We start from the raw sequence: 22071 nt of genomic DNA on the forward strand, positions 1-22071 counted from the left end.
TTAGGAGAGGAGATAGGGATTATTTATTACTTCTGCTAGAAAGATGGGAGTCTTTTTTTAGAAGGATAGAATGAAATTTTGTTAAGGGGAGGATTTATCCAGTGAATATGAAAGCATATGAAACAACAGAGGTACCAGAAAAGAAAATAACGGGTTATCAGTGGAAAACATTATGGTCTTCAACGGTTGGCTATGCCATGGATGGGTTGGATATGATGATCTTGGCTTATACGCTGCCACTTATTATTGCTTTTTTTGGCATTAATCAAGCTCAGGCGGGAAGTCTTTCTACGATTACTTTGCTTGGTGCTGTAATTGGTGGGATTGTGTTTGGGGTAATGGCTGATAAATATGGGCGAGTACGAGTGTTTACTTGGACTATTTTAATTTTTTCTGTTTTTACAGGTTTATGTGCTTTTGCGCCTAATTTAGAAACCTTTGCCGTCTTTCGCTTTTTAGCTGGTTTAGGGCTTGGGGGAGAATTTGGAATTGGGATGACACTCGTAAGTGAGACTTGGCCGAAGAAGTATCGATCTCGTGCTACTTCTGTTGTAGCGGTTGGATTTCAATTAGGGATTGTTCTTGCTACTTTAACGGTATTGTTTGTTGCCCCAAAATTTGGATGGCATGGTGTCTTTCTTGCAGGGGTTTTACCAGCAATTTTTGCTTTTTGGTCCCGTAGAAATTTAAAGGAACCAGAGATTTGGACAAAACTGAAAGAAGAAAATAAAAATAAGATAGCGATTGGACAGTTATTTGCTTCAAAGGAAACAACGAAGATAACGATTGGCTTAATTATCGCTACAAGCGTTCAAAATTTTGGTTTTTATGGCATTATGACTTGGATGCCAACCATGCTTGCATCAGAACTAGGCTATGATTTTAATAAAACAACGTTGTGGACTGTAACGACGATTATTGGCATGATTATCGGTATCTTAATTTTTGGTTATTTAGCAGATAAAATTGGCCGTAGACCATCTTATATAACTTTCTTGATTGCAGCAGCAATCATTGTTTGGATCTATTTCCAAGTTACTTCAATGGCAGCCTTATTGCTTCTTGGTGGAGTATTAGGATTCTTTGTAAATGGAATGATGGGTGGATATGGTGCACTTCTAGCGGAGCATTATAATACAGAAGTTCGTTCGACTGCGGAAAATATTATTTTTAATGTCGGAAGAGCTATTGCGGGATTTGCGCCATTTATTATTGGTTATATTTCGCTCAATCATTCTTTAAGCTATGCACTTAGCTTATTATCTGGTGTCTATATTTTATCTGCATTAGCCTTTATCTTTTTAATTCCTGAATCGAAGGATAAAGAGATTGTATAACAGGCAGAGGGGTGGTTCCATTTACGCTTTATCTATATTTTTTGTGAGGGAGAAGGGTGTATTTATGGCACCTTCTCTTATTCTAAAAAAATGGAACAGTGTTCCGACAAGAGAAACTTATTTTTAAAGGAGAGAAAAGGCATGGAATGGTTAAATCGCTTTACAGATGTAATGGACTGCCTTTCTTCTGGTTCGAATATGGGGATGGGAGTTAGTGAACTTGCGAGAGAGACCAATTTAAGTAAGGGTACCATTCATCGAATGCTTACAAGTATGTGTGAACAGCAGCTTGTTATCCAGGATAAAGCTACTAAACAATACTATCTTGGACCGAAAACGATGTTGTGGGGTAGTCAATTTTTAAGATTGCAGGACCCTATTAAACTATTAGGCAGGTATGGAGAAAAATTATCAAATCAAACCAATCTTTATACCTTCATTTGTAGATATCATGGGGGAGATGTGTACTGTGTTTATACCCATCAGCCATCAGATTTACGTAATAAGTATTTTGTGCATGTGGGACAACGGATGCCGATTCATTGTGCAGCTGCAGCAAAAGTAATTGTAGCCTATCAAGAGGAAGCGACTATAGAGAAAATCGTGCAAGAAACACCCTTTGAAGCTGCCACTCCATACACCAAAACTAATCCTCACGACATAAAAAAGGAATTAAACGAAATCTATCATTCCCAACTTGCTTTTTGCGTAGAAGAATTGGAAATAGGGGTATCAGCCATTTCTGCGCCGATATTTTACGATGAGAAAAAAACGAATGTCAGTATCAGTATCGTTGGAGAAAGTGAATATATCGAGATGTATCAAGAAAAATTAGTGAAACAAATAAATGAAGTGGCGAAAGAGGCCAGCGAGCATATGAAATCTATGCATCTATTAAGTTCTATTCGCTTATAAAGAGAGGGTGGAGTAAACGGCTATTTTTTCTCCAAAGTTCATAATCAAGGAGATAGAAAGATGGATCGAAAAAGAAGATATGAAGAGCTTTTGAATAATATGAATCAATATAATTCGGGAAGTAAAGGGATTACGAGAGTTGCCTTTACGAATGAGGAACAGGCATGCAGTCATGCATTTATGCGATTGTGCAAAAATGAGGGGCTAGAAATTAGGATGGATTATGCCGGAAATATTATTGCCAAAAGAGAAGGGAAGCATAAAAAACTTCCGCCAGTAGTAATAGGTTCCCATCTCGATACGGTTTACCAAGGCGGGAAATACGATGGGGTAGTTGGAGTTACTGCGGGATTAGAAGTAATAAAACGACTAAACGAACAAAAGATTGAAACCGATCATCCGATTGAAATTATTTCATTTGCTTGTGAAGAATCCTCGAGATTCGGTGTGTCTACGGTGGGAAGTAAGGCAATGGCAGGAACCTTGCACAAAGAAAAGTACCAGCAGCTAAAGGACAAGGATGGAATCACTTTTGAAAAAGCTCTTTCGCTTTGTGCGTTACGATTTGATCAATTGGATTTAGCGAGTCGGTCGCAGGAACGCTTTAAGGCTTTCTTTGAACTACATATTGAACAAGGTCCTATTCTTATAAACAACAATAAGAAAATTGGGATTGTAACAGGGATTGCCGCACCCGTTCGACTCATTATTGAAGTAAAGGGAGCAGCTTCTCATTCTGGTACAACACCAATGAATATGCGGAAGGATGCCTTGCTTGGGGCAAGTGAAATAGCACTCGCTTTAGAAGCAGCAGCTAAAGAGGAACAGCATCATGGAACAGTCGCAACAATTGGGGTTCTTTCCATTCCGATGGGGGCGATGAACGTTGTCCCAGGGATAGTGGAAATGAAAGTAGATATTCGTTCCACTTCCATTGTCTCAAGAAATAAGGTACTCGATGCTCTGTCTAAAAAGTTGGAAGATGTAAAGGAAAGAAGAGGATTAGAGATTATATCGCAAGAGATTAGTAAGGAAGATCCTGTCCATTTATCGGAGGAACTTTCCCTGCAAGTAGAAAAAATTTGTCAGGACAAAAGTCTTCCTTATCAATGGATGCAAAGTGGGGCAGGGCATGACGCCATGAATATGACTTCATTGGGGCCGGTAGGCTTAATCTTTATTCCGTCTTTAAACGGAATTAGTCATCATCCAGATGAGCATACCGATTTAGACGATATATTGACCGGAATCGATGTGTTAGAGGCAGCTGTTTTACAGCAGGCAGTAGATCTGTCTTCATAGAGAACAAGCAAACGTGGTCTACACGGATACACACTTTTTGCTAGATCAGTACAGCAAGAGAAAGGGGAGATAAGGATGGCAGTGAAGGCGGAAATTTTATCAAACCAGCAAGTAAGCAGACGATATTTTCATCTAAAAGTAAAAGTCCCAAATAAACAGCTATTCCCTGTTCAAGCAGGACAATTTTTTCATATAAAATGTAGTGATGATGCCAAGCCTTTGCTTCGCAGACCGCTCAGTATTTTTCGCATCAATGAAGAAGAATGTACATTGGAGTTTCTTTATCTAGTGAAGGGCGTAGTGACGAAGGCATTAGCGCAGCGAAAACCGCAAGAAATGCTTGATATATTGGGACCATTGGGCAAGGGGTTTAGCTTGAAAGAAGAAAGTGAAAATATTCTTGTCGTTGCAAGAGGCGTAGGGATTGCCACACTTTCTGCACTGGCATTTAAAGCGAAAAGTAAGAATATTTCGTGTTTTGCTATTATAAGTGCCAGAGCAAAAGAGGATTATTTAGTGGAAGCGGAGTTAAAGGAAGCGGGGGTTGAGGCGATCTTTGTAAATGATGAGGATGGAACTAGTGATCCTCGTTGTGTAAAACTTTTAGCAGAAGCTCTGATAAAAGAAAAAAAGATAGATGGAATCTATACATGTGGTTCACGAAGATTATCGGTATTAATGAAGCAAGTGGCTTGTGAACATCAACTATTTGCTGAAATTGCCTTGGAAGAAAATATGGGATGCGGGATTGGTTCTTGCTACGGATGTGTTTGTCAAATAGAAGAAGAGGAACGGATTCGTCCTGTACGTATTTGTTTGGAAGGACCAGTCTTTCCTTTAGAGAAGGTGGTTTTTGCATGAGTGGCTTGGAAGTAACATTAGGCAATCTACATTTGAAAAATCCATTAATGCCTGCATCGGGAACATTTGCGGAACAGATGACTCACTATATTGATGTTAATCAGATTGGTGCGATTATCCCCAAAAGTATTACGAAGCATCGGCGAACAGGCAATCCAACTCCGCGTATCTGTGAAACGAAGGCTGGTGGCATGATCAATTCGATTGGGATTCAAAGTGAGGGGTTAACGTATTTTAAGGAAAAGACGGTCCCTTTTTATGCTTCTTTTTCTACACCATTTATTGCGAGTGTTTCAGCAGAAAGTATGGAAGAATTTGCTGAGGTTTGCGAGGAACTTGGTGAAATGGAAGATGTGGATGCTATCGAATTAAATATTTCTTGTCCGAATTTGAAAAATAACGGTTTAGCTTTTGGAATGGATCCATCTGTCACATATGAATTAGTAACGCGTGTACGAAAAGTGACAAATAAGCCGCTTATTCCGAAGTTATCACCCAATGTAACTAGTATTACGGAAATTGCTCGAGCGTGTGAAGCTGCCGGCGCCGATATTTTAACGGTTTCTAATACTTTTTTGGCAATGTCTATCGATGTTCATTCACGAAAACCGAAAATCAGCAATATTATGGGCGGATATTCTGGCCCTGCCATTTTGCCACTTGTTGTGCGAATGGTTTATCAAGTATATCAGGCTACCTCCCTCCCGATTATCGGATGTGGTGGTATCATGACTGGTGAGGATGCAATAGAGTTAATGCTAGCGGGTGCCTCTGCTGTTCAAATTGGCACGGCTTCATTTGTTGATCCCGAAGCGATGATAACGATACGGGAAGAGATGGAAGCGTATATGAAGTTGCATGGAATAAAAGAGATAGAAGAGATAATCGGTGGAGTGCTGGTTCATCAAGCGTAGGGAGTGGGGGTTGGCTGATATTTATGAAGAATTGGCTGATAAATTGTGGGTTTGGCTGATATTTGTGAAGAATTGGCTGATAAATCAGAAGTTTGGCTGATATCCATGAAGAGTTGGCTGATAAATTGGAAGTTTGGCTGATATTTATGAAGAGTTGGCTGATAAATTGGAAGTTTGGCTGATATCCATGAAGAGTTGGCTGATAAATCAGAAGTTTGGCTGATATCCATGAAGAATTGGCTGATAAATTGGAAGTTTGGCTGATATTCATGCAGAATTGGCTGATAAATTGGAAGTTTGGCTGATATCCATGAAGAATTGGCTGATAAATCAGAAGTTTGGCTGATATCCATGAAGAGTTGGCTGATAAATCAGAAGTTTGGCTGATATTCATACCAAATTAGCTGATAAATCAACTTTTAAAACATGAAAAAAGGAGTGGAGAAAATGTTGTGGGATCATGTCATAAAAAATGGCTATTTATATACTGGAAGTGGATTTGATAAAGGGCATCTTTACATAAAAGATGGAAAAATTGCTGCTATCTCTAAGGAAGAGTTAACGGGAGAAGCTTTGGAAGTAACGGATGGAGAAGGATTGTATGTCTGCCCTGGCTTTATCGATACACATGTTCATTCAAGAGATCCAGGTCCCACTTATAAAGAGGATTTTTACTACAGTACCAAGGCAGCAGCTGCTGGGGGGATCACAACTGTTTTTGAAATGCCCAACACCAATCCGCCTATTAATAATGTGGACAATTTTGAGAAGCAAAAGGAAAATCTTACATCGAAGGCACATGTGGACTTCGGGATATGGGGCATTTGCTTAGGAGATGCCAATAAAGCGGATATCGTTCCCCTTCATCATGCTGGTGTTATCGGCTTTAAGTTTTTCTGGGGCTATGCGATTAATAAAGAGACTTATCAGTTAATGTATAACTATAAGGATGGGGACGAAGGCGTAATTCCGCCCCTCTCAGATGGAGAGGTATATAGTATTTTCCGAGAGGTGCAAAAAACAGGACAAATTCTTGCCATTCATGCGGAAAATAATCAAATTATTCAAAGGCTGACAGAGGAAGTAGAGGCTTCGGGAAAAAGAGATTATAAAGCACTTCTTCAAGGACGTCCCAACCTAGCAGAGGAAATGACGATTCAATCTGGCATTGCCCTGGCGAAAAAACTTGGAACGAGGCTGCATATTCTCCATGTAAGTACAGGCGAAGGAGTTAAGCTAGTAAGACAAGCACAAGCAGATGGCTATGCGAATATTACATCAGAAACTTGTCCACATTATCTCTTTTTATCCAATGAGGATTATGAAAGAGTAGGCCCACAAATGAAAGTATATCCACCTGTTAAATATAAAAAGGACCAAGAGGAGCTGTGGAGAGGGATTCAGGACGGAACAGTATCGATTGTGTGTTCTGACCATGCTCCACACACGGAAGAAGAAAAGGAAGGAAGTTTATGGGATATCCCTGCTGGAATGTGTGGAGTAGAAACCCTTGCACCATTATTATTAAATGCAGTAAGCGAAGAAAAAATCTCTTTAGTCGATGCATGTAAGCTACTCTCCGAAAATCCAGCAAAACAATATGGAATCTATCCACAAAAAGGATCATTACTGGTAGGAACAGATGCAGATATTACTATAGTAGATAGGAATAAAAAACATACTATTAAAAGAGAACAGCTCCATAGCAAAAGTAAAGTAACAGCATACGACCAAACCCCCATTACCGGAATGCCAGTAGCCACAATTGTCCGAGGAATAAAAGTGATGGACAATGGGGAAATCATAAGCCAACCAACTGGGAGGATTGTGGTGCCAGGGAGATAAAGCAAGTTTTCGGTTTAGTAGATAAAAAGACTGTTTTCAAAAAACAGGAGGAGAGAGGATAAATGAATAAAAAAGAAAAGCTAGATTCCTTTGTAAAACTATACCACTTAATTAACTTTTATTACGAAAACCGCGACCGCCCAGTAGATAGGGAGTTTGATTTCTTTGAAGAAGTGAAGAGCAATTGTGATACATTAGAGATTGATTATGATTCATTTATTCAGGAACTTCGACTGCAGCGGTTGTGAGGAGGAAGCTGGGGGGGCGGTTCTACGGATACCTTTAATTATTTGAAGGAGTAGAAGGGGGAGAGCTGAATAACTCGCTTCCTTAAAATGAAAAATCTTCCGTCTTATTGGGAGATTTTTTATTTTGCCTGAATGGCGATGGCTAGACTAATGGAACGTACGTTTGGTATAATTAATTTATTCATAAGTACAAGTTCAGAGATAAAAAAAATAAACAAATAAAAAATAGCTCAGCCCCACAAAACGGTAGCGGGGAAAAGCTATCTTTACGATTATAGTTACCAGCACTACAATACGGTAGCAGAGAAAGTAACTATCAATATTAATTTATTCTGTAATTATAACATCTATGTACTAAAAGTCAATATTTTAATTCAAAGGGGAAAAACATGAATTACTTAATCTATTTTGATGAATCGAATAAAATTGATCAATTTAATAAAGAGTTTTCTTACTATGGTGCTTATAGTGGAACAGATAAATCATTAGCAATGATAGTTAATAAGATCAGAAAAATTTTTAAGGCGGCTAATTCAACCAGTGAGCTGCATTTTCGTGAATATAAAAAAGATTTACATCTAAAAAAGTATTTTCAAACTTTACATACGGTAATAAATGAGAATATACGAATAAACATACTAATAGTCAACAATGAGGATGCATTGACCTCTGCAACAAAAATTGGCCTAAATGCTTCTGAACTAAGGAACCTGTTTTATATTAAAATACCAGAGAGATTATTTTACGGATTAACTAGAGACCTTTCCCATCTAGATAATCAAACTAATGAATTGGTAGAAGTGAAGATTAAAATTGATCGTAATGACGAATATGACAAGTTATTTCTTAATGATAAGATAATTGAACAAATGAATGCACATTCCGCATATAGAAATAAAAATTATAGAGTAAATAAAGTAATTTCTCAGGACTCTAGTAAATCAATTCCTCTTCAAATCATTGATACATTTATCGGTATAGTAGTCTTCTTACTTGAAGAAAGTTACCTAGAAGATACTGATCGAACTATTGTTAAAAGTGATTTGATTTATCGTTTTTTAATGGAAAATGCTAATATTAAAAGGTTTCAGGAACAAGTGCGTCTATTTAAATGGACTGGAAATGAAGAACTAACACGTATTAATATTGCTGAATACCTATCTCCGTTTATGGTATACAAGATCAATTATGATATTAGTGAAATAGTCAAGGTCCAAGAAATTTTAACTATGGAACCAACTATTACTACGAAGGAATTAAGAATAAAAATGAAGTATCCTAATACAAGATTGAGACAATTACTTGGATATAAAGATCAACTAAGTGGCATAGGGAGAAATACCTTTCTAAAAAGCAAAGAATGGTGATTAATTATACATGGAAAATCACTAGTGTCGCATTAAAATAATTCAACATAGCTAAATAAATTAAATTTTCCGCAAATAAACTTTTCTATAAAAAAAGCCTTTATAATGGGTTGGTGGTAGTAACCTATCCAAATCCAAAATAAAGGACTAACGCATGGATAAGTTTACACGAAAAACATCATTTGAACAATGGCTTTCACCTATTTCCAACAATTTGTTAGAGGAACAAGTGAAAAACTATCAATTAAATTACTATACGAAGAAGCTGCATATGACTTCCTTTTTGAAATTACTACTATATGCACAACTCCATGAAACGGAGAGTTTGCGTGCATTAAGTGATTGCGTGTTTTCAGAAGAATTACAAAACGCCACTCAACTTGATTCCATTAGTTTCTCTCAACTGGGTAGGCGATTAAATCTGGTTCCAACGGAGTTTTTCCAAACTATTTTTCTTGATTTAGTCAAGCAAATTCATCGGAAGACTGATTTTCAAGCGAGACGAAAAACGACAACACCTCTTAAAATTATTGATTCCAGTACATTACCATTAAACTTGAACAACCATAAGTGGGCAAAATTTCGAAAAACCAAATCTGGTGTGAAGCTCCATCTACGCCTCGTATTTATGGAAAAAGGTCATTCCTATCCAGATCAATCCGTGCTTACAAATGCCAACGAACATGACCGAGGCCAGCTTGAGATCCTGGTCGATGACAAAGAATGCATGTATGTGTTTGATCGTGGATACTTGGACTATGAACGATTCGATCGCATGACAGATGAAGGCTATTTCTTCGTCTCTCGACTGCGTAAAAATGCGGTTGTACGTAGCCTTGAAACACTCTCGTTACCAGAAGATTCTTCTGTGTTATCGGATGAGATGGTCGTCATTGGAACCACACAAAATCGATCGGAGAATGTTTTCCGTTTGATCAAAGTATGGGATACAAAAGGAAATGAGCTACACTTGTTAACGAATCGTTTTGATTTAAGTGCGGATGAAATCGCTGAACTTTACAAATCACGGTGGGCCATTGAACTGTTTTTCAAATGGATGAAACAGCATTTGAATATCAAAAAATTCTTTGGACAGAGTGAACAAGCTGTGCACAACCAAGTGTATATAGCGATGATCGTCTATTGCTTGAATGTACTGGCTCAACGGAACACGAAAAGTAAGCGATCGTACTTACAAATTAGTCGTTATTTGAAAGCAGCTTTATGGAAACCGGAACACATTTGGTTGAGAAAAATAGGGGGAAACACTGTCCCATAAGCCAATCACTGTCTCTATCACACTCGCCACAAGGTATAGTAAAAAAATGGATGTTTACTACCTATGTTTAATCATCTTTCTTTTTACTCAAAAGTAAGGATAATTAATAACGGAAAATTCCGTCAATGTTTATGCGACGCTAGTGAAATAGTATATATATACTTAATTGAGTTGTTGCTTTTTTGACGAAATGAATCGAGTCTCGGTCAATCAATAATATAGAAAGGATATTTACTAGCACAAGTATCCCTGTTAAGGAAAAACTTGATTTGATATTCAGCATTTCCTTCAAACTTCGTGTTATAGCCCAAATACATAAACACATTGGAGGCATTACAACAAGTAACCATGAGAAAATGAAAATATATTCGAATCGTTCAATAAAAGGAACTTGAACAATTTTTGTCATGGAGAGTGTTGGCCATATTATATATTTCAGCATTCCTTGATTATAAAAAGCATACGTTATGATCGTTAAAATAAGATAGGTCAGGGTTGTAAATAGCAATCCTAAATGTGCCCATCTTTTTGTACTCTTCCCTTTTTTAATAAAAGGAAAAAATAATAGGACGGTTTCAAAACCAACAAAGGAAATGATTCCTTCTTTAGCAGACAACAGTATTTCTTTGATATCATGATTAAAAAAGGGTTGTAAATTAGAAAAGTGACTAAACTTTAGTGTATATCCTAGTACGAAAACTAAAATAATCGGTATTAATGTACTCCAGAATGATATTCCGGCAATCACTCTAAACCCACCTAATACGATATAAAAAATTACCACGGTAATCACTAACCCAATTTCCCATGGAGCAACAATGGAGTATACCCAAATTTGCAATATTTCAATATAAGACCTAAAGACAAGTAAAAGCAATAAAAAAAAGTAAACTACAAAGACCATAGACAAGATATTGCCAAAGATCTTTCCAAAGTATTGTTGGTGTAGGGAAATAACATCACCATTATTAGAGCTTGCTAAAATTTTAAAGAGCATTAAAAATATGACATGAAGATATAATCCAGCAATCACTATTCCTATCCAAGCGTCTTGTTCCGCGTATTTAGCAATATCTCTTTGCATGCTTAACATACCAATGCCAGTTTGTGAGGAGTGAATGAGAAAGAAAAGGAAAAATGGAGATAGAGTTAGACTTTCTCTAATTTTTATTTTCTCATTACTCATAAGTATCTTCTCCCACGCCTGATTGCAATATATCTATCTTAATAGTTGGTTCAAGTTTTAAGTTTGGATACCTCTTATTATAGAAAACTTTCTCGTTCCAATTCTTATTTTTACTTCTATAGATATCACCAATTCCTAGAGGATCAACGTGATTGTCTTGGAATTGCTTAAATAGTTCTTGATATTTTTTTTGAAAAAATTTTTTATTTCTTTCTCTAAAAATGCGTAATCATCCGGAAGCTTTATCCATTCAGGATAATCAAGTATGATGGTATCAAGCTTTAGCCTTAATAGGACAATATCATTATGATTAGATTTTATGTTGGATTTTCCACGTAAGCTTTTTAATGTGATACTGCCTTCTTTCCCATCCCTTTCAATAGGTACTGGAAAGAAGATTTCCTTGGATTGGTCCTGAATTAGTTTGATGAGTGTTGCGTCCTCTTCTTCTAATAGGAGTCGAGCGGACGCCTCTCCAAACCAACCTTATTTTCACTTTCAAATATGCTTGCTCTTCATTTCGCACGAAAAAAAGACTTTTTCAGTGGTCTCGGACGGTTCCACTGATTCCTTTAAGAATGTTCATGCTAAAGCTAGAGAAGGAAGATACATTCACTTTATAATAGTTTTAATTTTTTCAACGTTGATATTCTTTCCCTTTACGATTTATAAAACGCAACGATTTTTCTAGCCATCTGATAAATGTCCTGTTGCAATGAGGTAGGGAAGATGACTCTGATTTGGTCACCGAAACCAAGGATATAAGCAATTGCTTCTTGTTCCGTATCACAGCGAAGACTTACGGGTATCCATCCATCGGCAGTCGGTGGTTCTATATTTTCTATTTGCACAAAACGTCCAGTGAATTTCATTCTGTGAACGATTGATGGTGACACTTCCACCTCTGCCTTATATTCAGGGAGAGTGTTAATGAAGTTTTGCGTTGATTCCACCCAGTATTTTTCCAAATGAAAGTCATCCGGTCTCGTAAAAGATTTATCTGTCATCTCTACAGTAAGGAGTCTTGAAGCTCGGTAATTTCGTATCTTTTCGTCTGAGGAAGCAATTAAGTACCAAGTACTACCTTTTGCTACCAATCCTAAAGGATCGACTGTTCGAAAAATCTCCTTACCATCTGCTCGTTCATATTTTATCTGCAGTACTTTTTCCTGCCAAATCGCTTCCTGCAAAATTTTAAAGGAGTCAATTTTTTCAGATGGTTGCTTCCAGGCGGAAGTGTCTATGTGGATGCGATTCCAAACGTCGAGGGATTCTTTGCGAAAAGAGTTTGGTAGTGCAGCAACCATTTTTTGACGAGCATCATACCATTCCTTCGATAAATCTAGATCGGAGAGCAATTGAATAGAAGGAGAAATAAGCAAAGATATTATTTCATCATACTTTAATCCAGTTAAATTCGTGCGATACTGGTCAAGTAATTTCCAACCGCCAGATTTTCCCCTCTCAGCTACAATAGGTATGCCCGTTGCACTTAATGCTTCCATGTCCCGATGTATCGTTCTCTCCGTAACTTCCAATTCCTTAGCTAATTCCTTTGTTGTCATTTTTCCTCTATTTTGTAAGAGGAGCAAAATGGATAGCAACCGATCAGCCCGCATACAACCACCTCTAAAATTTTATATATGACAAAGGATGTCATTATTGAGCATTATACTATAAATATTAATCTTTTTAGGAGGAAAGTATATGCGAAAACAGCGAAAACTTGTATTATTAATCGCAACAAGTCTGGACGGTTATATTGCTACAAAGGATGATTCATTAGATTGGTTATTTAAAGTAGAAGGTGAAGGGGACAATGGAATTTCTGAATTCTACGAAACGGTAGATACGATTCTAATGGGAAGAAAAACATATGATTGGATCATCACTCATATGACGGAAGAGTTCCCATATAAAAATAAGGAATGTTACGTATTTTCGAGACAGGAAAACGAGGATACGGAGGATGTTAAATTTATAAAGGAAGACATAATCGATTTTACAAATAAATTAAAAAATGAAGAGGGGAAGAACATTTGGATTGTTGGTGGGGGAGATCTATTACACTCGTTTATCAAAGAAAAGTTAGTGGATGAGTTTATCATTACAATCGCCCCAACAATAATAGGAGAAGGAGTTCCTTTGTTTAAAGAAGATGAATATCAATTGGAGCTATTCTTAAAGGGAACGAGATGTTTCAATCAATTTGTAGAGCTACATTATGACAGGAGAAGGTAGAGAAAAACTAACTAAAGTCATATTAAACTAGTCTTCCAGTATAAAGAGGAATGAATGATTAACTGAACTTCGAATGGTTAACATATGATGGTCTATAACGATTGTATAAACTATTATTATCCAACCAATATTTTCTCTGTGTTATACTATTCTTACAACTACATAGGTGCGGGTGGTATGCACTCTTTTCCTGATTTAAAGGGAAAGGAGGTGATATACCAATGGACTTCGTATTGGACTTACTCAAAGAAGTGGCAAAAGCCTTTTTTACTACTCTGGCTGCAGGCATTGCAAAGCGCATAGCAAGCAGAAAAAAGAACAAACGAAAAACCACCCCGCGCCGTAGGAAGCAAAAGGGTGGTTCTTCTAAATAAAATTTAGCATCCCACTCGTAAGTAGTTGTCCAAGGAGTTCCAGCTCCTTGGTTTTTTTAGTTTAATTCTTATATATAATAATATACCCTAACTGAAAAAAATTCAATCATCATGTAGGTGTCAGGCACCAAGAAAATACATTAAGGGAAGCAGTAAAACGCCCCCTCTGCTTCCCTTTTATCTTAAATTTGGATATCCCTGCTGTCGCAATGCTTCGAATACCAATATTGCTGCTGTATTTGAAAGGTTCAGTGAACGGATATGTTCTGTCATTGGTATTCGTAAAAAATGGTCTTTATGTGTTTCGAGTAGGTCTTTCGGTAATCCGGTTGTTTCTTTGCCAAAGATAAAATAATAATTCTTTGATTGATCTGTGAAATCATAGGATGTATATGTTTTTTCTGCGAATGTTTCAATATAGTAAAACTCCCCTTGATTTTTTACAAAAAAATCATCTAATGAGTCGTAATACGTGATGTTTATAGTCTCCCAAAAATCTAGTCCCGCTTGTTTGATCATCTTTTCATCAGTTGAAAAGCCAAGTGGTCGAATTAAATGTAGGGCTGTTTCTGTTCCTGCACAAGTACGTGCAATATTGGCAGTATTAGCCGGAATTTCTGGCTGATACAATACAACGTGTATTGCCATAAATGTCACCTCTATCTTTATTTTCCCCTTCGAATTATAGCATATTTTCTAGAAGTTGCAGGGTTCAATTCGCTTATTCAAGTGATATCTGTCTATGAAATAGTGCTATTTATCAAGTAACTCCCACGATAACTTCAAGTTAGCCGCCATTTTTAAACATTTATTTCCTTTTTCTCCTCGTAACTTTCTTTTTCTTCAATCGAAAAGAGTCCTTTCTTTCCATAAAGTAAAGGTACCTAGGAATAAGCAAGAAAAGTACTTTTCTAGAAGGAAACGAGTATGGAAGGGAAGAATTATGAGCAATTAGTGGAGGAGTTTACACCGATGATTCACCATATGATGAAAAAGCTGGCGATTTATAAAGATAAACAAGAGTTTTTTCAAATTGGCTTAATAAGCATTTGGGAAACAAGGAGAAATTTTAATAAGGAAAAGGGGAAATATAGCAATTATTTGTATCGGCATATGCAAGGGAGATTTCTTGATGAGTTGAAGCGCCGGACAAGGGAAGCAGAAAGAAATGATTACCCAAGTGAAGCGTTTTGGACCATGATAGAAAGTCCTGTTTTATATCGGGAAGAAGAGGACTATATCAAAGGACTTTGCGATGAATTAACCGAAGGAGAAACAAAGTGGGTAATTGCTACCTTTGTTCATCAGCTGACGGTGAAAGAAATAGCGAAGAAAGAACAAGTCTCACTTTCCGCAGTTAAATGGTGGAGGAAAGGAGCAAAAGAGAAGTTAAAGCAAACGCTGTGGTCCTAATGGATACAGGGGGGACGGTTCTCCTGTTTTCCTCAAATGAATGCACCTTTAGAGATGACTCTAATTTAGAACTTAGTTTAGCTTAAAAGGAATTTATGCCATAATAATTTTAACTATTCAAATGAGGTGAAAGAATTGGTTAGAAGAAGATAGCTAGCCTCCTAAAGTAGATGTTGTGATTGTTTTAGGAGGCTATGTTAAATGATAGGAGATGGAAAGTATGAAACAAAATAAATATGATGATAATAATTTCTTTTCTGCGTATGAAAGAATGCCACGTTCAGTTCAAGGACTTGATGCTGCGGGAGAATGGCATATATTAAAAGAAATGATACCTGATCTACAAAATAAAAGTGTCCTTGATTTAGGATGTGGGTTCGGCTGGCATTGCCGTTATGCTCGTGAACAGGAAGCAAGTTCTGTAATTGGTGTAGATATATCAGAAAAAATGCTACAAAAGGCTCGGGGAATGACAGATGACTCTGCAATATCCTACATCAAAATAGCAATTGAAGACATAAATTTCTCAGAAGCACAATTTGATGTTGTCATTAGTTCATTGGCTTTTCATTATATTAAGTCATTTGAAGCAATCTGTAAAAAAGTTTATCATTGTCTAAAATATGGAGGTTCATTCGTATTTTCAGTGGAACATCCAATTTTCACTTCTCGGAATGAACAAGATTGGTATTACGATGACCAAGGGAATCGTCTGCATTGGGCATTGGATAATTACCAATCAGAAGGTTTGCGGGAAACAACTTTTCTTACTGAGAATGTTATAAAATATCATAGAACTTTTTCGACATATGTCAATGACTTAATTAATGCTGGGTTTATTATAAAGGAAGTTAAAGAACCAATTCCTTCTGAAGAAATGCTGAAGAATAGTACTAATATGAAAGATGAACTGCGAAGACCGATGTTTTTAATTTTTTCAACAGAAAAATAAGACGGTTTATTAAACGGAGTGTATTTTATAAGCAAAGAGACTGGGATATAAGTATTCCAGTCTCTTGCCAAAAATATTATAAGGTTATCAATAGTTCAAACATTATTGGCGGCATCATTTAACTGCTCAGCTGAAGCGGCTACACCCGAAGTGGCTTCTCCTATTTCTTTTATTATCTCCGTTAGTTCAATCATCTGACTACTTACTTCATTTGATTGATGGACGTTATGGTCAGAAGAATATAAAATGTGTTGGAATGTCTCATTCGTTTTTTCAGCCTTTGATTTCCCATCGAGAACAGCCGTTTTAACTTCTAGTAGAGATGATGTAACACGTGTTGTATAATCGCTTGAATTAGAAATAAGTTGATGTATTGTATCAACAGCCTGTTTTGTTTGCATCGCTAGTTTTCTTACTTCGTCAGAGACTACTGCAAAGCCTTTTCCATGTTCGCCAGCTCTAGCTGCCTCAATGGCAGAGTTTAATGCTAAAAGGTTTGTTTGGTCTGCAATCTCTTTGACGATTTGAACAACATTTAGTATTTCTATAGAAGATTCCTCTAAGCTAGAAACCATCTTTTCCATATGTTCTGTATCTTCTACAACCTTTTCGATGGTATGGTGTAATGTATTCATTTGTACTTGTCCATCTTTAACAAATTCTTGTGTTTTAAATGTTTCTTCACTGCTTTGCTTAACAATATCCTTAACCACATCACTATTTTGGATTAATGTTTCTACAGAAGCAGAAGTTTGTTGAGAAAGTGCAACTAAACTAGTACTGATATCAACAATTTTTCCTTTGAGATCTTGTTTCACTTCCTCGTACTGTGCTTCTTTTGCCAGCCTATTTTCATTCTCGTATTGCTCTAATACTATTTGTTGCTCTAGGCTAATAATTTTTGTAATAGCCTTAATAATCGGAGGTATTTCATTTTTATTACTTAAGGACGAATAGATAATATCGATTAGTGATTCTGTAATACTTTGAAAAGCTCCCATATACCATGCTGGTTTCAAACCAATATGAAAATGGATTTTAGCTACTTGAAGTCGCTTTTCAAGGAAACTAGAATCAAATTTCACATTAAAGAGCTCGACAATATAACCACTTAGCGTATTTCTTAATCGATCAAGTGTACTATGTGTGTTTATTATTGTATTAAGTTCTGGTACTTGCAGAATTCTTTCATAAAAGGAATCTACCAATAATGAAATATTTTCCTTCACGATTGGCTGTAGACTTTTAATTATCTTTAAATCTTCCTCGGAAAGATTAAGCATGTTAATTTTATCTTTAATGCTAGGATGGGTGCTATTTATGGAAACATCTATGTCAGTAGTCTTTGCTAACCAGCTAGATTGCTTTTTCTTAAAGAATTTTTTCATATTCATTCTCCTACTTTTAACCTTGGTAAATGAACTATTTACCTTCAGTGATTGTATTTTTCATTTTGTAAAAGAGAACAGCCTTTCCGCTATCATATGTTGAAAAATTCCTGTTGAGTTATCTAAAGGGGAGCTGTTTTCTAATTTTATTTACTGCCTTAAAACGTAATCCCTTTCTTTTGTAGTAAAATATACCTAATTATATAGGAGGAGTCCCAAAAATTGAATCTTTTTTTATCTGTAATTTTTCTGGGAAGCGAGAGGACGGTTAATCGTCTTTTAACGAAGGTTTAGTTTTTACATCTAATCCCTAAAAAAGTAACAAAATGTTAACAAATTCCTTCCTACAAGAAGTACTACAACTAACTAGTCTCCTTCATAATAGTTCTAAAGGAGGTGAAAATTTTGATAGGAAGAGGGGAAAAAGGTTGTATTGATTATCGGCTATTGAAAAAGAGAAGGTTAGAAAAGAATTTATCTCAATCTAGGCTTGCGAGTGAGACTGGCTTAAATCAAAATCATCTTGGCCAAATTGAAAGAGGACAAAAGGTACCAAAAGTGAAAACATTATACAAGATTTGTGAAGCGCTTGATTTACAATTGGATGCAGTCCTAATTAAAGAAAAATCGGAGGAACTGGAATAAAAGAGTGAGAAAGAAGGAGTGTATAGGATGAAGGAAGGAATCATTCTAAATAAATATATTGCAAGTGATACCACTATGATAATTATGCCGATTAAAGCGATAGAATATTATGCGGTTGTAAGAGAAATCGATCGGACTGTCTATGTTAAACAAACTCCTTTTGAAATAATAAAGGAAAATCTATTAATTGGAGGTTCTGATTATAATGGAAGAAGACGTTCCATTACATATAAACTAGGAATGCAGAAAAAACTGCCAATGCCAATTAACCCCGCTAGAAATATTTATGCATTTCCCACCCATGCTCCAAGTCAATTTCACTGCCAATGGATATTCACCGAGCATATTGATCATATACACCCAGTCAAACACAATAAGAAATACAAAAGCGCTATCCTCTTTAAAAATAGTGAAAAAGTATTTACAGAAGTATCGCCTTATATTCTAGAAACACAAATCATAAAATCATGGAAAGTAAGAAAGGCAATGGAGGGAAGCAGAGGGATGGTTCGAGGGCACTGAAAAACTGGCTAGTTAATGATGATGGACAATAGCCACTTTTTAAACATAAGATGATGGATTTGTTTTCCGAGGCGTCCGCTCGCTTTCCATGGGGCGAGCGCCAAGCCTCCTTGCGGGGTCTCGGACTTTCTCGCAGCTCCCATAGGAGTTGAGCGGACGCCTCTCCAAACCAACCTTATTTTCACTTTCAAATATGCTTGCTCTTCATTTCACACGAAAAAAAAGACTTTTTCAGTGGGCCCGAACGGTTCTTCTGTAGACATTCTTTTTATTTATAGTTAAAAGAAAGCAAGAGAACCGTCCCTCTGTACATCTAGTATAAACTTCTAATGGCTTCTTTCATGTCTGTATACTGAAATATATATCCATTTTCAAGAAGAACAGTAGGTGTAATATGTTGACCTTCCGTAATTAATAGGCTCATTTCACTAAGTGCGATTTTCAATAATGGTTCTGGAATAGAAAACCAATTTGGGCGTCTTAAATGATTGCTGATACAGCGACCTAATTGACTCATTCTTATTGGTTGTGGAGAGGTGAAATTTACTGGCCCTTCTATTGTGGGATGATTGATGATAAAGAGAAGGGCCCCCACAACATCTTCTAGCTTTTATCAAGGTCCCTTTTGATACGTGCAATCATTAATAGCTCGGTTGCATCACGTTCACTTAAAATAGTAAAAATATCAATTAATTCTTTTGCTTCTTTAGATAAACTTAGAAGTTTATTGGTAGTTGAATCATAGGTTGTTTCCATTAGTTTATTAGTCCCAATTGCAGGCTTGTCATCTTTTATAAGGATGTTCCCGCTTCTCAGTGCCGAGTCCCCTATGTATTCTTCTCCACCAAGTAACCAATCAGATGATACTTCAAATTCCCTCGAAATTGCGTAGATTGCTTTTGCACCAGGCAAAGATTTTTTTTTATCACTCTCCCAATCTCCAACATTTCCAGAAGATACGCCAATTCTTTTTCCAAATGCTGCCTGCGATAATCCGTGTTTTTCCCTCAATAATTTAATACGATCTCCAATGTTTTCAATATTTTTCAACTCTTTTCCCCCTCTACACGAAAAAACGTAATAATATACGAAATTTCGATTATTTTTAGTTGACTCACTCGAAAAAACGTGTATAATTTTAATTAATAAAGGATATATGGTGCACCTAACAGTTAGGTCAAGCTACATAAAAAGTATTAAAAAGAGCAACAAAAAAAGTTCATAGTTGTTTCAAGCCAATGTCATTAGTTGGTTATTTGGGTGATCCCTTATACTTTCAAAATAAACAATACTCTATTACGTGGTGTTGCCGAGAAGCTTTTGTGCGCACTTCAAAGAAGGGGTAGCTTACCTCCCAAATCTAGTAGACTAGCAATCCCTAAAAATAAACTCTGGCTGCTAAACACAGTCTCATCCGAAAAGTTATTAACTTAATTTAATGAAGCGAAAGTTTTTTCAAAATACACAAGCATTGTTTTAAAACAAGGAGTGGATTTAATGCAAATTGGAATGATTGGTTTAGGAAAAATGGGATACAACCTTGCGTTAAACTTAGCAAACAATGGTCATTCTGTCTATGGTTTTGACCAATCTAATGAGGCAAGAATTAGTGCAAAAGAAAGCGGTATACATATTGTGGAAAGTATAGATCGAATGCTTACAAGCATGCCGTCTCCAAGAGTGGTATGGGTAATGGTACCGGCAGGGAAATCTAGCGAACTGGTGATAGACGAGCTGTTTCAAAAAATGAAAGCGGACGACATTGTGATTGATGGTGGAAATGCGAATTATAAGGACTCAGTCCGCCGAGCAGCTCAAGCGGATGAAAAGAAAATGCATTTCTTAGATGTTGGAACATCTGGGGGCATTTCAGGCGCTAATGAAGGAGCATGTTTAATGATTGGAGGCAAACGTGAAATTTTTGAACGTGTGGATCCAATATTTAAAAGTGTTTCGATTCAAGATGGTTACTTATATGCAGGAGAATCTGGTAGTGGCCATTTCTTAAAAATGGTTCATAACGGAATTGAATATGGATTTATGCAAGCGATTGGAGAGGGATTCCAAGTGCTAAAGCAAAGTCAATATCATTTTGATTTAGCTAAAGTAGCTACAGTCTGGAATAATGGTTCCGTAATTCGTAGCTGGCTTTTGGAATTAATGGAATCCGCATTCAAAAAAGATGCTAGACTCGAAAATATTCGTGGAATGGTGGCATCGTCGGGTGTGGCCAAATGGACGGTAGAAACAGCGTTAGATTTAGAAGTTCCTGTTCCCGTTATTGCTTTGTCGCTTATGATGAGAAACCGATCTTTGGAAGAAGATAGTTTTTCTGCGAAAGTGGTTGCTGCTCTCCGTAATGAATTTGGTGGGCACAGTGTGATAAGGAAGTAATTTATATTAAATATAATTATTTCATTTTTATTATTCGAAAGGAGGTTAGCTTTGTAGTAGTTTGTGCAATTATTAACATTTTAAAAACATAAGGGAGTGATAAGACAAATGGCAACACTATCCGTTGGTCAAGCACTGATAATAGCCATTTGGGTTGCAATCGTTATGTCCCGCGGTATTGGGTATGCAACCTTAACATTGCGCTTTAGCCCGTTAATGACGGGGTTAGTTGTTGGAATTGTTACAGGACATATAACAGAAGCAATGATTATTACGGCTGCAATTCAATTGGTTTATATGGGAGCAGTAGCGCCAGGAGGAGCATTACCGAGTGAACCTGCTATTGCCGCAGCCATTGCTGTAACAGTGGCAGTATTAGGTGATTTTACACCAGAAAAAGCAGTAGCTATCGCAGTTCCAGTTGGGATATTAGGTAGTTATGCTTATCAATTCCGCTTCTTTTTGAATACGTTTGCATTGCGTGTATTAGATAAGTATGCAGCAGATGTAAATGACAGAGGAATATTTACGTCCGTCATCATTATACCTATCGTCATAAGTTTCATTCTTTATGTCCCATTAGTGTTTGTTGCTCTTTATTATGGAGCTCCTGTTGTCGCTGATTTTGTAAATTCTATTAGTGACGGTCCAATTATCCACGTGCTTGAAGTCGTTGGTGGAGGTCTTGCAGCTCTTGGAATTGCCGTTATTATGCATGTAATTGGCAAGAAGGAATTGCTTTTATTCTTCTTCCTTGCATACTTCATGAGTGTTGCTTTAAAAGACTTACAAATTAACACTGTTACTTATGCTATTTTCGGTGCTATTCTTGCTGGTCTCTATGTATTATTCACGCGAAGAAAGGAATCAGCTTAAGAAATTTAAAAA

The 22071-nt window shown here is 36.7% G+C and carries 25 protein-coding genes; 17 read left to right on the forward strand and 8 right to left on the reverse strand.

What is annotated here, in order from left to right; genetic code table 11:
• Positions 1–107 precede the first annotated feature (107 nt).
• The 5 genes from NST60_RS14390 to NST60_RS14410 all read left to right on the forward strand — a co-directional run bounded on the left by NST60_RS14390 (position 108) and on the right by NST60_RS14410 (position 5329).
• Entirely contained in the window at positions 108–1337 is a 1230-nt protein-coding gene (locus NST60_RS14390; RefSeq protein ID WP_101729580.1) for an MFS transporter, read from the forward strand.
• Between the two features lie 141 nt (positions 1338–1478).
• Positions 1479–2252, forward strand: coding sequence for an IclR family transcriptional regulator (locus NST60_RS14395; protein ID WP_224428467.1), 774 nt, complete (start codon positions 1479–1481; stop codon positions 2250–2252).
• Between the two features lie 60 nt (positions 2253–2312).
• A complete protein-coding gene (locus NST60_RS14400; protein WP_224428468.1) occupies positions 2313–3554 on the forward strand; it encodes a Zn-dependent hydrolase in 1242 nt (413 codons plus the stop codon).
• A 75-nt stretch (positions 3555–3629) separates the two neighbouring features.
• Positions 3630–4415 carry a dihydroorotate dehydrogenase electron transfer subunit gene (locus NST60_RS14405; RefSeq protein WP_224428469.1) on the forward strand — a complete coding sequence of 262 codons (786 nt, stop codon included), beginning with the start codon at positions 3630–3632 and terminating at the stop codon, positions 4413–4415.
• Positions 4412–5329, forward strand: coding sequence for a dihydroorotate dehydrogenase (locus tag NST60_RS14410; protein ID WP_224428470.1), 918 nt, complete (start codon positions 4412–4414; stop codon positions 5327–5329). Before NST60_RS14405 ends, NST60_RS14410 begins: the two co-directional genes overlap by 4 nt.
• On the opposite strand, the gene NST60_RS14415 is transcribed toward NST60_RS14410, so the two are convergent.
• Positions 5320–5682, reverse strand: coding sequence for a hypothetical protein (locus tag NST60_RS14415; protein WP_341099130.1), 363 nt, complete (start codon positions 5680–5682; stop codon positions 5320–5322). The genes NST60_RS14410 and NST60_RS14415 overlap by 10 nt on opposite strands.
• A gap of 94 nt (positions 5683–5776) precedes the next feature.
• Between NST60_RS14415 and NST60_RS14420 the strand changes: the two genes are divergently transcribed.
• From NST60_RS14420 to NST60_RS14435, 4 genes are all read left to right on the forward strand, one after another.
• A complete protein-coding gene (locus NST60_RS14420; RefSeq protein WP_101729523.1) occupies positions 5777–7174 on the forward strand; it encodes a dihydroorotase in 1398 nt (465 codons plus the stop codon).
• A gap of 62 nt (positions 7175–7236) precedes the next feature.
• Complete coding sequence (locus NST60_RS14425; protein WP_016205085.1) at positions 7237–7422, forward strand: hypothetical protein; 186 nt, start codon at positions 7237–7239, stop codon at positions 7420–7422.
• 389 nt (positions 7423–7811) lie between these two features.
• Positions 7812–8789 carry a DUF3800 domain-containing protein gene (locus tag NST60_RS14430; protein ID WP_016205086.1) on the forward strand — a complete coding sequence of 326 codons (978 nt, stop codon included), beginning with the start codon at positions 7812–7814 and terminating at the stop codon, positions 8787–8789.
• Between the two features lie 154 nt (positions 8790–8943).
• A complete protein-coding gene (locus NST60_RS14435; RefSeq protein ID WP_016205491.1) occupies positions 8944–10068 on the forward strand; it encodes an IS4 family transposase in 1125 nt (374 codons plus the stop codon).
• A gap of 139 nt (positions 10069–10207) precedes the next feature.
• Here the strand turns inward: NST60_RS14435 and NST60_RS14440 are convergent, their stop codons facing one another.
• The 3 genes from NST60_RS14440 to NST60_RS14445 form a co-directional block, all read right to left on the reverse strand.
• Positions 10208–11254 carry a GerAB/ArcD/ProY family transporter gene (locus NST60_RS14440; protein WP_169189293.1) on the reverse strand — a complete coding sequence of 349 codons (1047 nt, stop codon included), beginning with the start codon at positions 11252–11254 and terminating at the stop codon, positions 10208–10210.
• Positions 11247–11477 (reverse strand): Ger(x)C family spore germination C-terminal domain-containing protein, encoded by a 231-nt coding sequence (locus NST60_RS26820; protein ID WP_412758683.1) that lies wholly within the window; start codon positions 11475–11477, stop codon positions 11247–11249. The genes NST60_RS14440 and NST60_RS26820 overlap by 8 nt, the downstream gene beginning before the upstream one ends.
• A 436-nt stretch (positions 11478–11913) precedes the next feature.
• Entirely contained in the window at positions 11914–12873 is a 960-nt protein-coding gene (locus NST60_RS14445; protein ID WP_341099134.1) for a helix-turn-helix transcriptional regulator, read from the reverse strand.
• Between the two features lie 88 nt (positions 12874–12961).
• Here NST60_RS14445 and NST60_RS14450 point away from each other — a divergent pair, with 88 nt between their 5' ends.
• Positions 12962–13495 carry a dihydrofolate reductase family protein gene (locus tag NST60_RS14450; protein WP_341099135.1) on the forward strand — a complete coding sequence of 178 codons (534 nt, stop codon included), beginning with the start codon at positions 12962–12964 and terminating at the stop codon, positions 13493–13495.
• Positions 13496–13716: 221 nt separating this feature from the next.
• Complete coding sequence (locus NST60_RS14455; RefSeq protein WP_016205090.1) at positions 13717–13869, forward strand: hypothetical protein; 153 nt, start codon at positions 13717–13719, stop codon at positions 13867–13869.
• Positions 13870–14046: 177 nt separating this feature from the next.
• Here the strand turns inward: NST60_RS14455 and NST60_RS14460 are convergent, their stop codons facing one another.
• Positions 14047–14517: a tRNA (cytidine(34)-2'-O)-methyltransferase gene (locus tag NST60_RS14460; protein ID WP_341099136.1), complete on the reverse strand. Its 471-nt coding sequence runs from the start codon at positions 14515–14517 to the stop codon at positions 14047–14049.
• A gap of 279 nt (positions 14518–14796) precedes the next feature.
• On the opposite strand from NST60_RS14460, the gene NST60_RS14465 reads away from it, so the two are divergent.
• Together NST60_RS14465 and NST60_RS14470 are read left to right on the forward strand one after the other, a co-directional pair.
• Positions 14797–15282 carry a sigma-70 family RNA polymerase sigma factor gene (locus NST60_RS14465; RefSeq protein ID WP_169189291.1) on the forward strand — a complete coding sequence of 162 codons (486 nt, stop codon included), beginning with the start codon at positions 14797–14799 and terminating at the stop codon, positions 15280–15282.
• Between the two features lie 220 nt (positions 15283–15502).
• Positions 15503–16234, forward strand: a complete 732-nt coding sequence (locus tag NST60_RS14470) for a class I SAM-dependent methyltransferase (RefSeq protein WP_341099137.1) — start codon at positions 15503–15505, stop codon at positions 16232–16234.
• 95 nt (positions 16235–16329) lie between these two features.
• Here NST60_RS14470 and NST60_RS14475 read toward each other — a convergent pair whose 3' ends face one another.
• On the reverse strand, positions 16330–17622 hold the full coding sequence (locus tag NST60_RS14475) for a globin-coupled sensor protein (RefSeq protein ID WP_341099139.1): 1293 nt from the start codon (positions 17620–17622) through the stop codon (positions 16330–16332).
• 405 nt (positions 17623–18027) lie between these two features.
• Here NST60_RS14475 and NST60_RS14480 point away from each other — a divergent pair, with 405 nt between their 5' ends.
• Positions 18028–18267 carry a helix-turn-helix domain-containing protein gene (locus tag NST60_RS14480; RefSeq protein ID WP_016205095.1) on the forward strand — a complete coding sequence of 80 codons (240 nt, stop codon included), beginning with the start codon at positions 18028–18030 and terminating at the stop codon, positions 18265–18267.
• 27 nt (positions 18268–18294) lie between these two features.
• Positions 18295–18789, forward strand: a complete 495-nt coding sequence (locus tag NST60_RS14485) for a competence protein ComK (protein WP_101729515.1) — start codon at positions 18295–18297, stop codon at positions 18787–18789.
• A 313-nt stretch (positions 18790–19102) separates the two neighbouring features.
• Here the strand turns inward: NST60_RS14485 and NST60_RS14490 are convergent, their stop codons facing one another.
• Positions 19103–19384 carry a DUF1731 domain-containing protein gene (locus NST60_RS14490; RefSeq protein WP_341099141.1) on the reverse strand — a complete coding sequence of 94 codons (282 nt, stop codon included), beginning with the start codon at positions 19382–19384 and terminating at the stop codon, positions 19103–19105.
• 8 nt (positions 19385–19392) lie between these two features.
• Positions 19393–19839 carry a helix-turn-helix domain-containing protein gene (locus NST60_RS14495; RefSeq protein ID WP_341099142.1) on the reverse strand — a complete coding sequence of 149 codons (447 nt, stop codon included), beginning with the start codon at positions 19837–19839 and terminating at the stop codon, positions 19393–19395.
• Positions 19840–20286: 447 nt separating this feature from the next.
• Here NST60_RS14495 and gnd point away from each other — a divergent pair, with 447 nt between their 5' ends.
• Both gnd and NST60_RS14505 read left to right on the forward strand, forming a co-directional pair.
• Positions 20287–21183 carry a phosphogluconate dehydrogenase (NAD(+)-dependent, decarboxylating) gene (gnd, locus tag NST60_RS14500; protein WP_341099144.1) on the forward strand — a complete coding sequence of 299 codons (897 nt, stop codon included), beginning with the start codon at positions 20287–20289 and terminating at the stop codon, positions 21181–21183.
• A gap of 108 nt (positions 21184–21291) precedes the next feature.
• The gene (locus tag NST60_RS14505; protein WP_169189286.1) at positions 21292–22059 is read left to right on the forward strand and encodes a PTS sugar transporter subunit IIC; all 768 of its coding nucleotides are present in this window, start codon (positions 21292–21294) and stop codon (positions 22057–22059) included.
• Positions 22060–22071 lie beyond the last annotated feature (12 nt).

Source organism: Niallia sp. FSL W8-1348 (genome assembly GCF_038006745.1).
Taxonomy (GTDB): domain Bacteria; phylum Bacillota; class Bacilli; order Bacillales; family Cytobacillaceae; genus Niallia; species Niallia alba.

Coding starts and splice junctions, on each gene's coding strand:
- NST60_RS14390 (WP_101729580.1), top strand. CDS start 108: ATGAAAGCATATGAAACAACAGAGGTACCAGAAAAGAAAATAACGGGT.
- NST60_RS14395 (WP_224428467.1), top strand. CDS start 1,479: ATGGAATGGTTAAATCGCTTTACAGATGTAATGGACTGCCTTTCTTCT.
- NST60_RS14400 (WP_224428468.1), top strand. CDS start 2,313: ATGGATCGAAAAAGAAGATATGAAGAGCTTTTGAATAATATGAATCAA.
- NST60_RS14405 (WP_224428469.1), top strand. CDS start 3,630: ATGGCAGTGAAGGCGGAAATTTTATCAAACCAGCAAGTAAGCAGACGA.
- NST60_RS14410 (WP_224428470.1), top strand. CDS start 4,412: ATGAGTGGCTTGGAAGTAACATTAGGCAATCTACATTTGAAAAATCCA.
- NST60_RS14415 (WP_341099130.1), bottom strand. CDS start 5,682: ATGGATATCAGCCAAACTTCTGATTTATCAGCCAATTCTTCATGGATA.
- NST60_RS14420 (WP_101729523.1), top strand. CDS start 5,777: ATGTTGTGGGATCATGTCATAAAAAATGGCTATTTATATACTGGAAGT.
- NST60_RS14425 (WP_016205085.1), top strand. CDS start 7,237: ATGAATAAAAAAGAAAAGCTAGATTCCTTTGTAAAACTATACCACTTA.
- NST60_RS14430 (WP_016205086.1), top strand. CDS start 7,812: ATGAATTACTTAATCTATTTTGATGAATCGAATAAAATTGATCAATTT.
- NST60_RS14435 (WP_016205491.1), top strand. CDS start 8,944: ATGGATAAGTTTACACGAAAAACATCATTTGAACAATGGCTTTCACCT.
- NST60_RS14440 (WP_169189293.1), bottom strand. CDS start 11,254: ATGAGTAATGAGAAAATAAAAATTAGAGAAAGTCTAACTCTATCTCCA.
- NST60_RS14445 (WP_341099134.1), bottom strand. CDS start 12,873: ATGCGGGCTGATCGGTTGCTATCCATTTTGCTCCTCTTACAAAATAGA.
- NST60_RS14450 (WP_341099135.1), top strand. CDS start 12,962: ATGCGAAAACAGCGAAAACTTGTATTATTAATCGCAACAAGTCTGGAC.
- NST60_RS14455 (WP_016205090.1), top strand. CDS start 13,717: ATGGACTTCGTATTGGACTTACTCAAAGAAGTGGCAAAAGCCTTTTTT.
- NST60_RS14460 (WP_341099136.1), bottom strand. CDS start 14,517: ATGGCAATACACGTTGTATTGTATCAGCCAGAAATTCCGGCTAATACT.
- NST60_RS14465 (WP_169189291.1), top strand. CDS start 14,797: ATGGAAGGGAAGAATTATGAGCAATTAGTGGAGGAGTTTACACCGATG.
- NST60_RS14470 (WP_341099137.1), top strand. CDS start 15,503: ATGAAACAAAATAAATATGATGATAATAATTTCTTTTCTGCGTATGAA.
- NST60_RS14475 (WP_341099139.1), bottom strand. CDS start 17,622: ATGAAAAAATTCTTTAAGAAAAAGCAATCTAGCTGGTTAGCAAAGACT.
- NST60_RS14485 (WP_101729515.1), top strand. CDS start 18,295: ATGAAGGAAGGAATCATTCTAAATAAATATATTGCAAGTGATACCACT.
- gnd (WP_341099144.1), top strand. CDS start 20,287: ATGCAAATTGGAATGATTGGTTTAGGAAAAATGGGATACAACCTTGCG.
- NST60_RS14505 (WP_169189286.1), top strand. CDS start 21,292: ATGGCAACACTATCCGTTGGTCAAGCACTGATAATAGCCATTTGGGTT.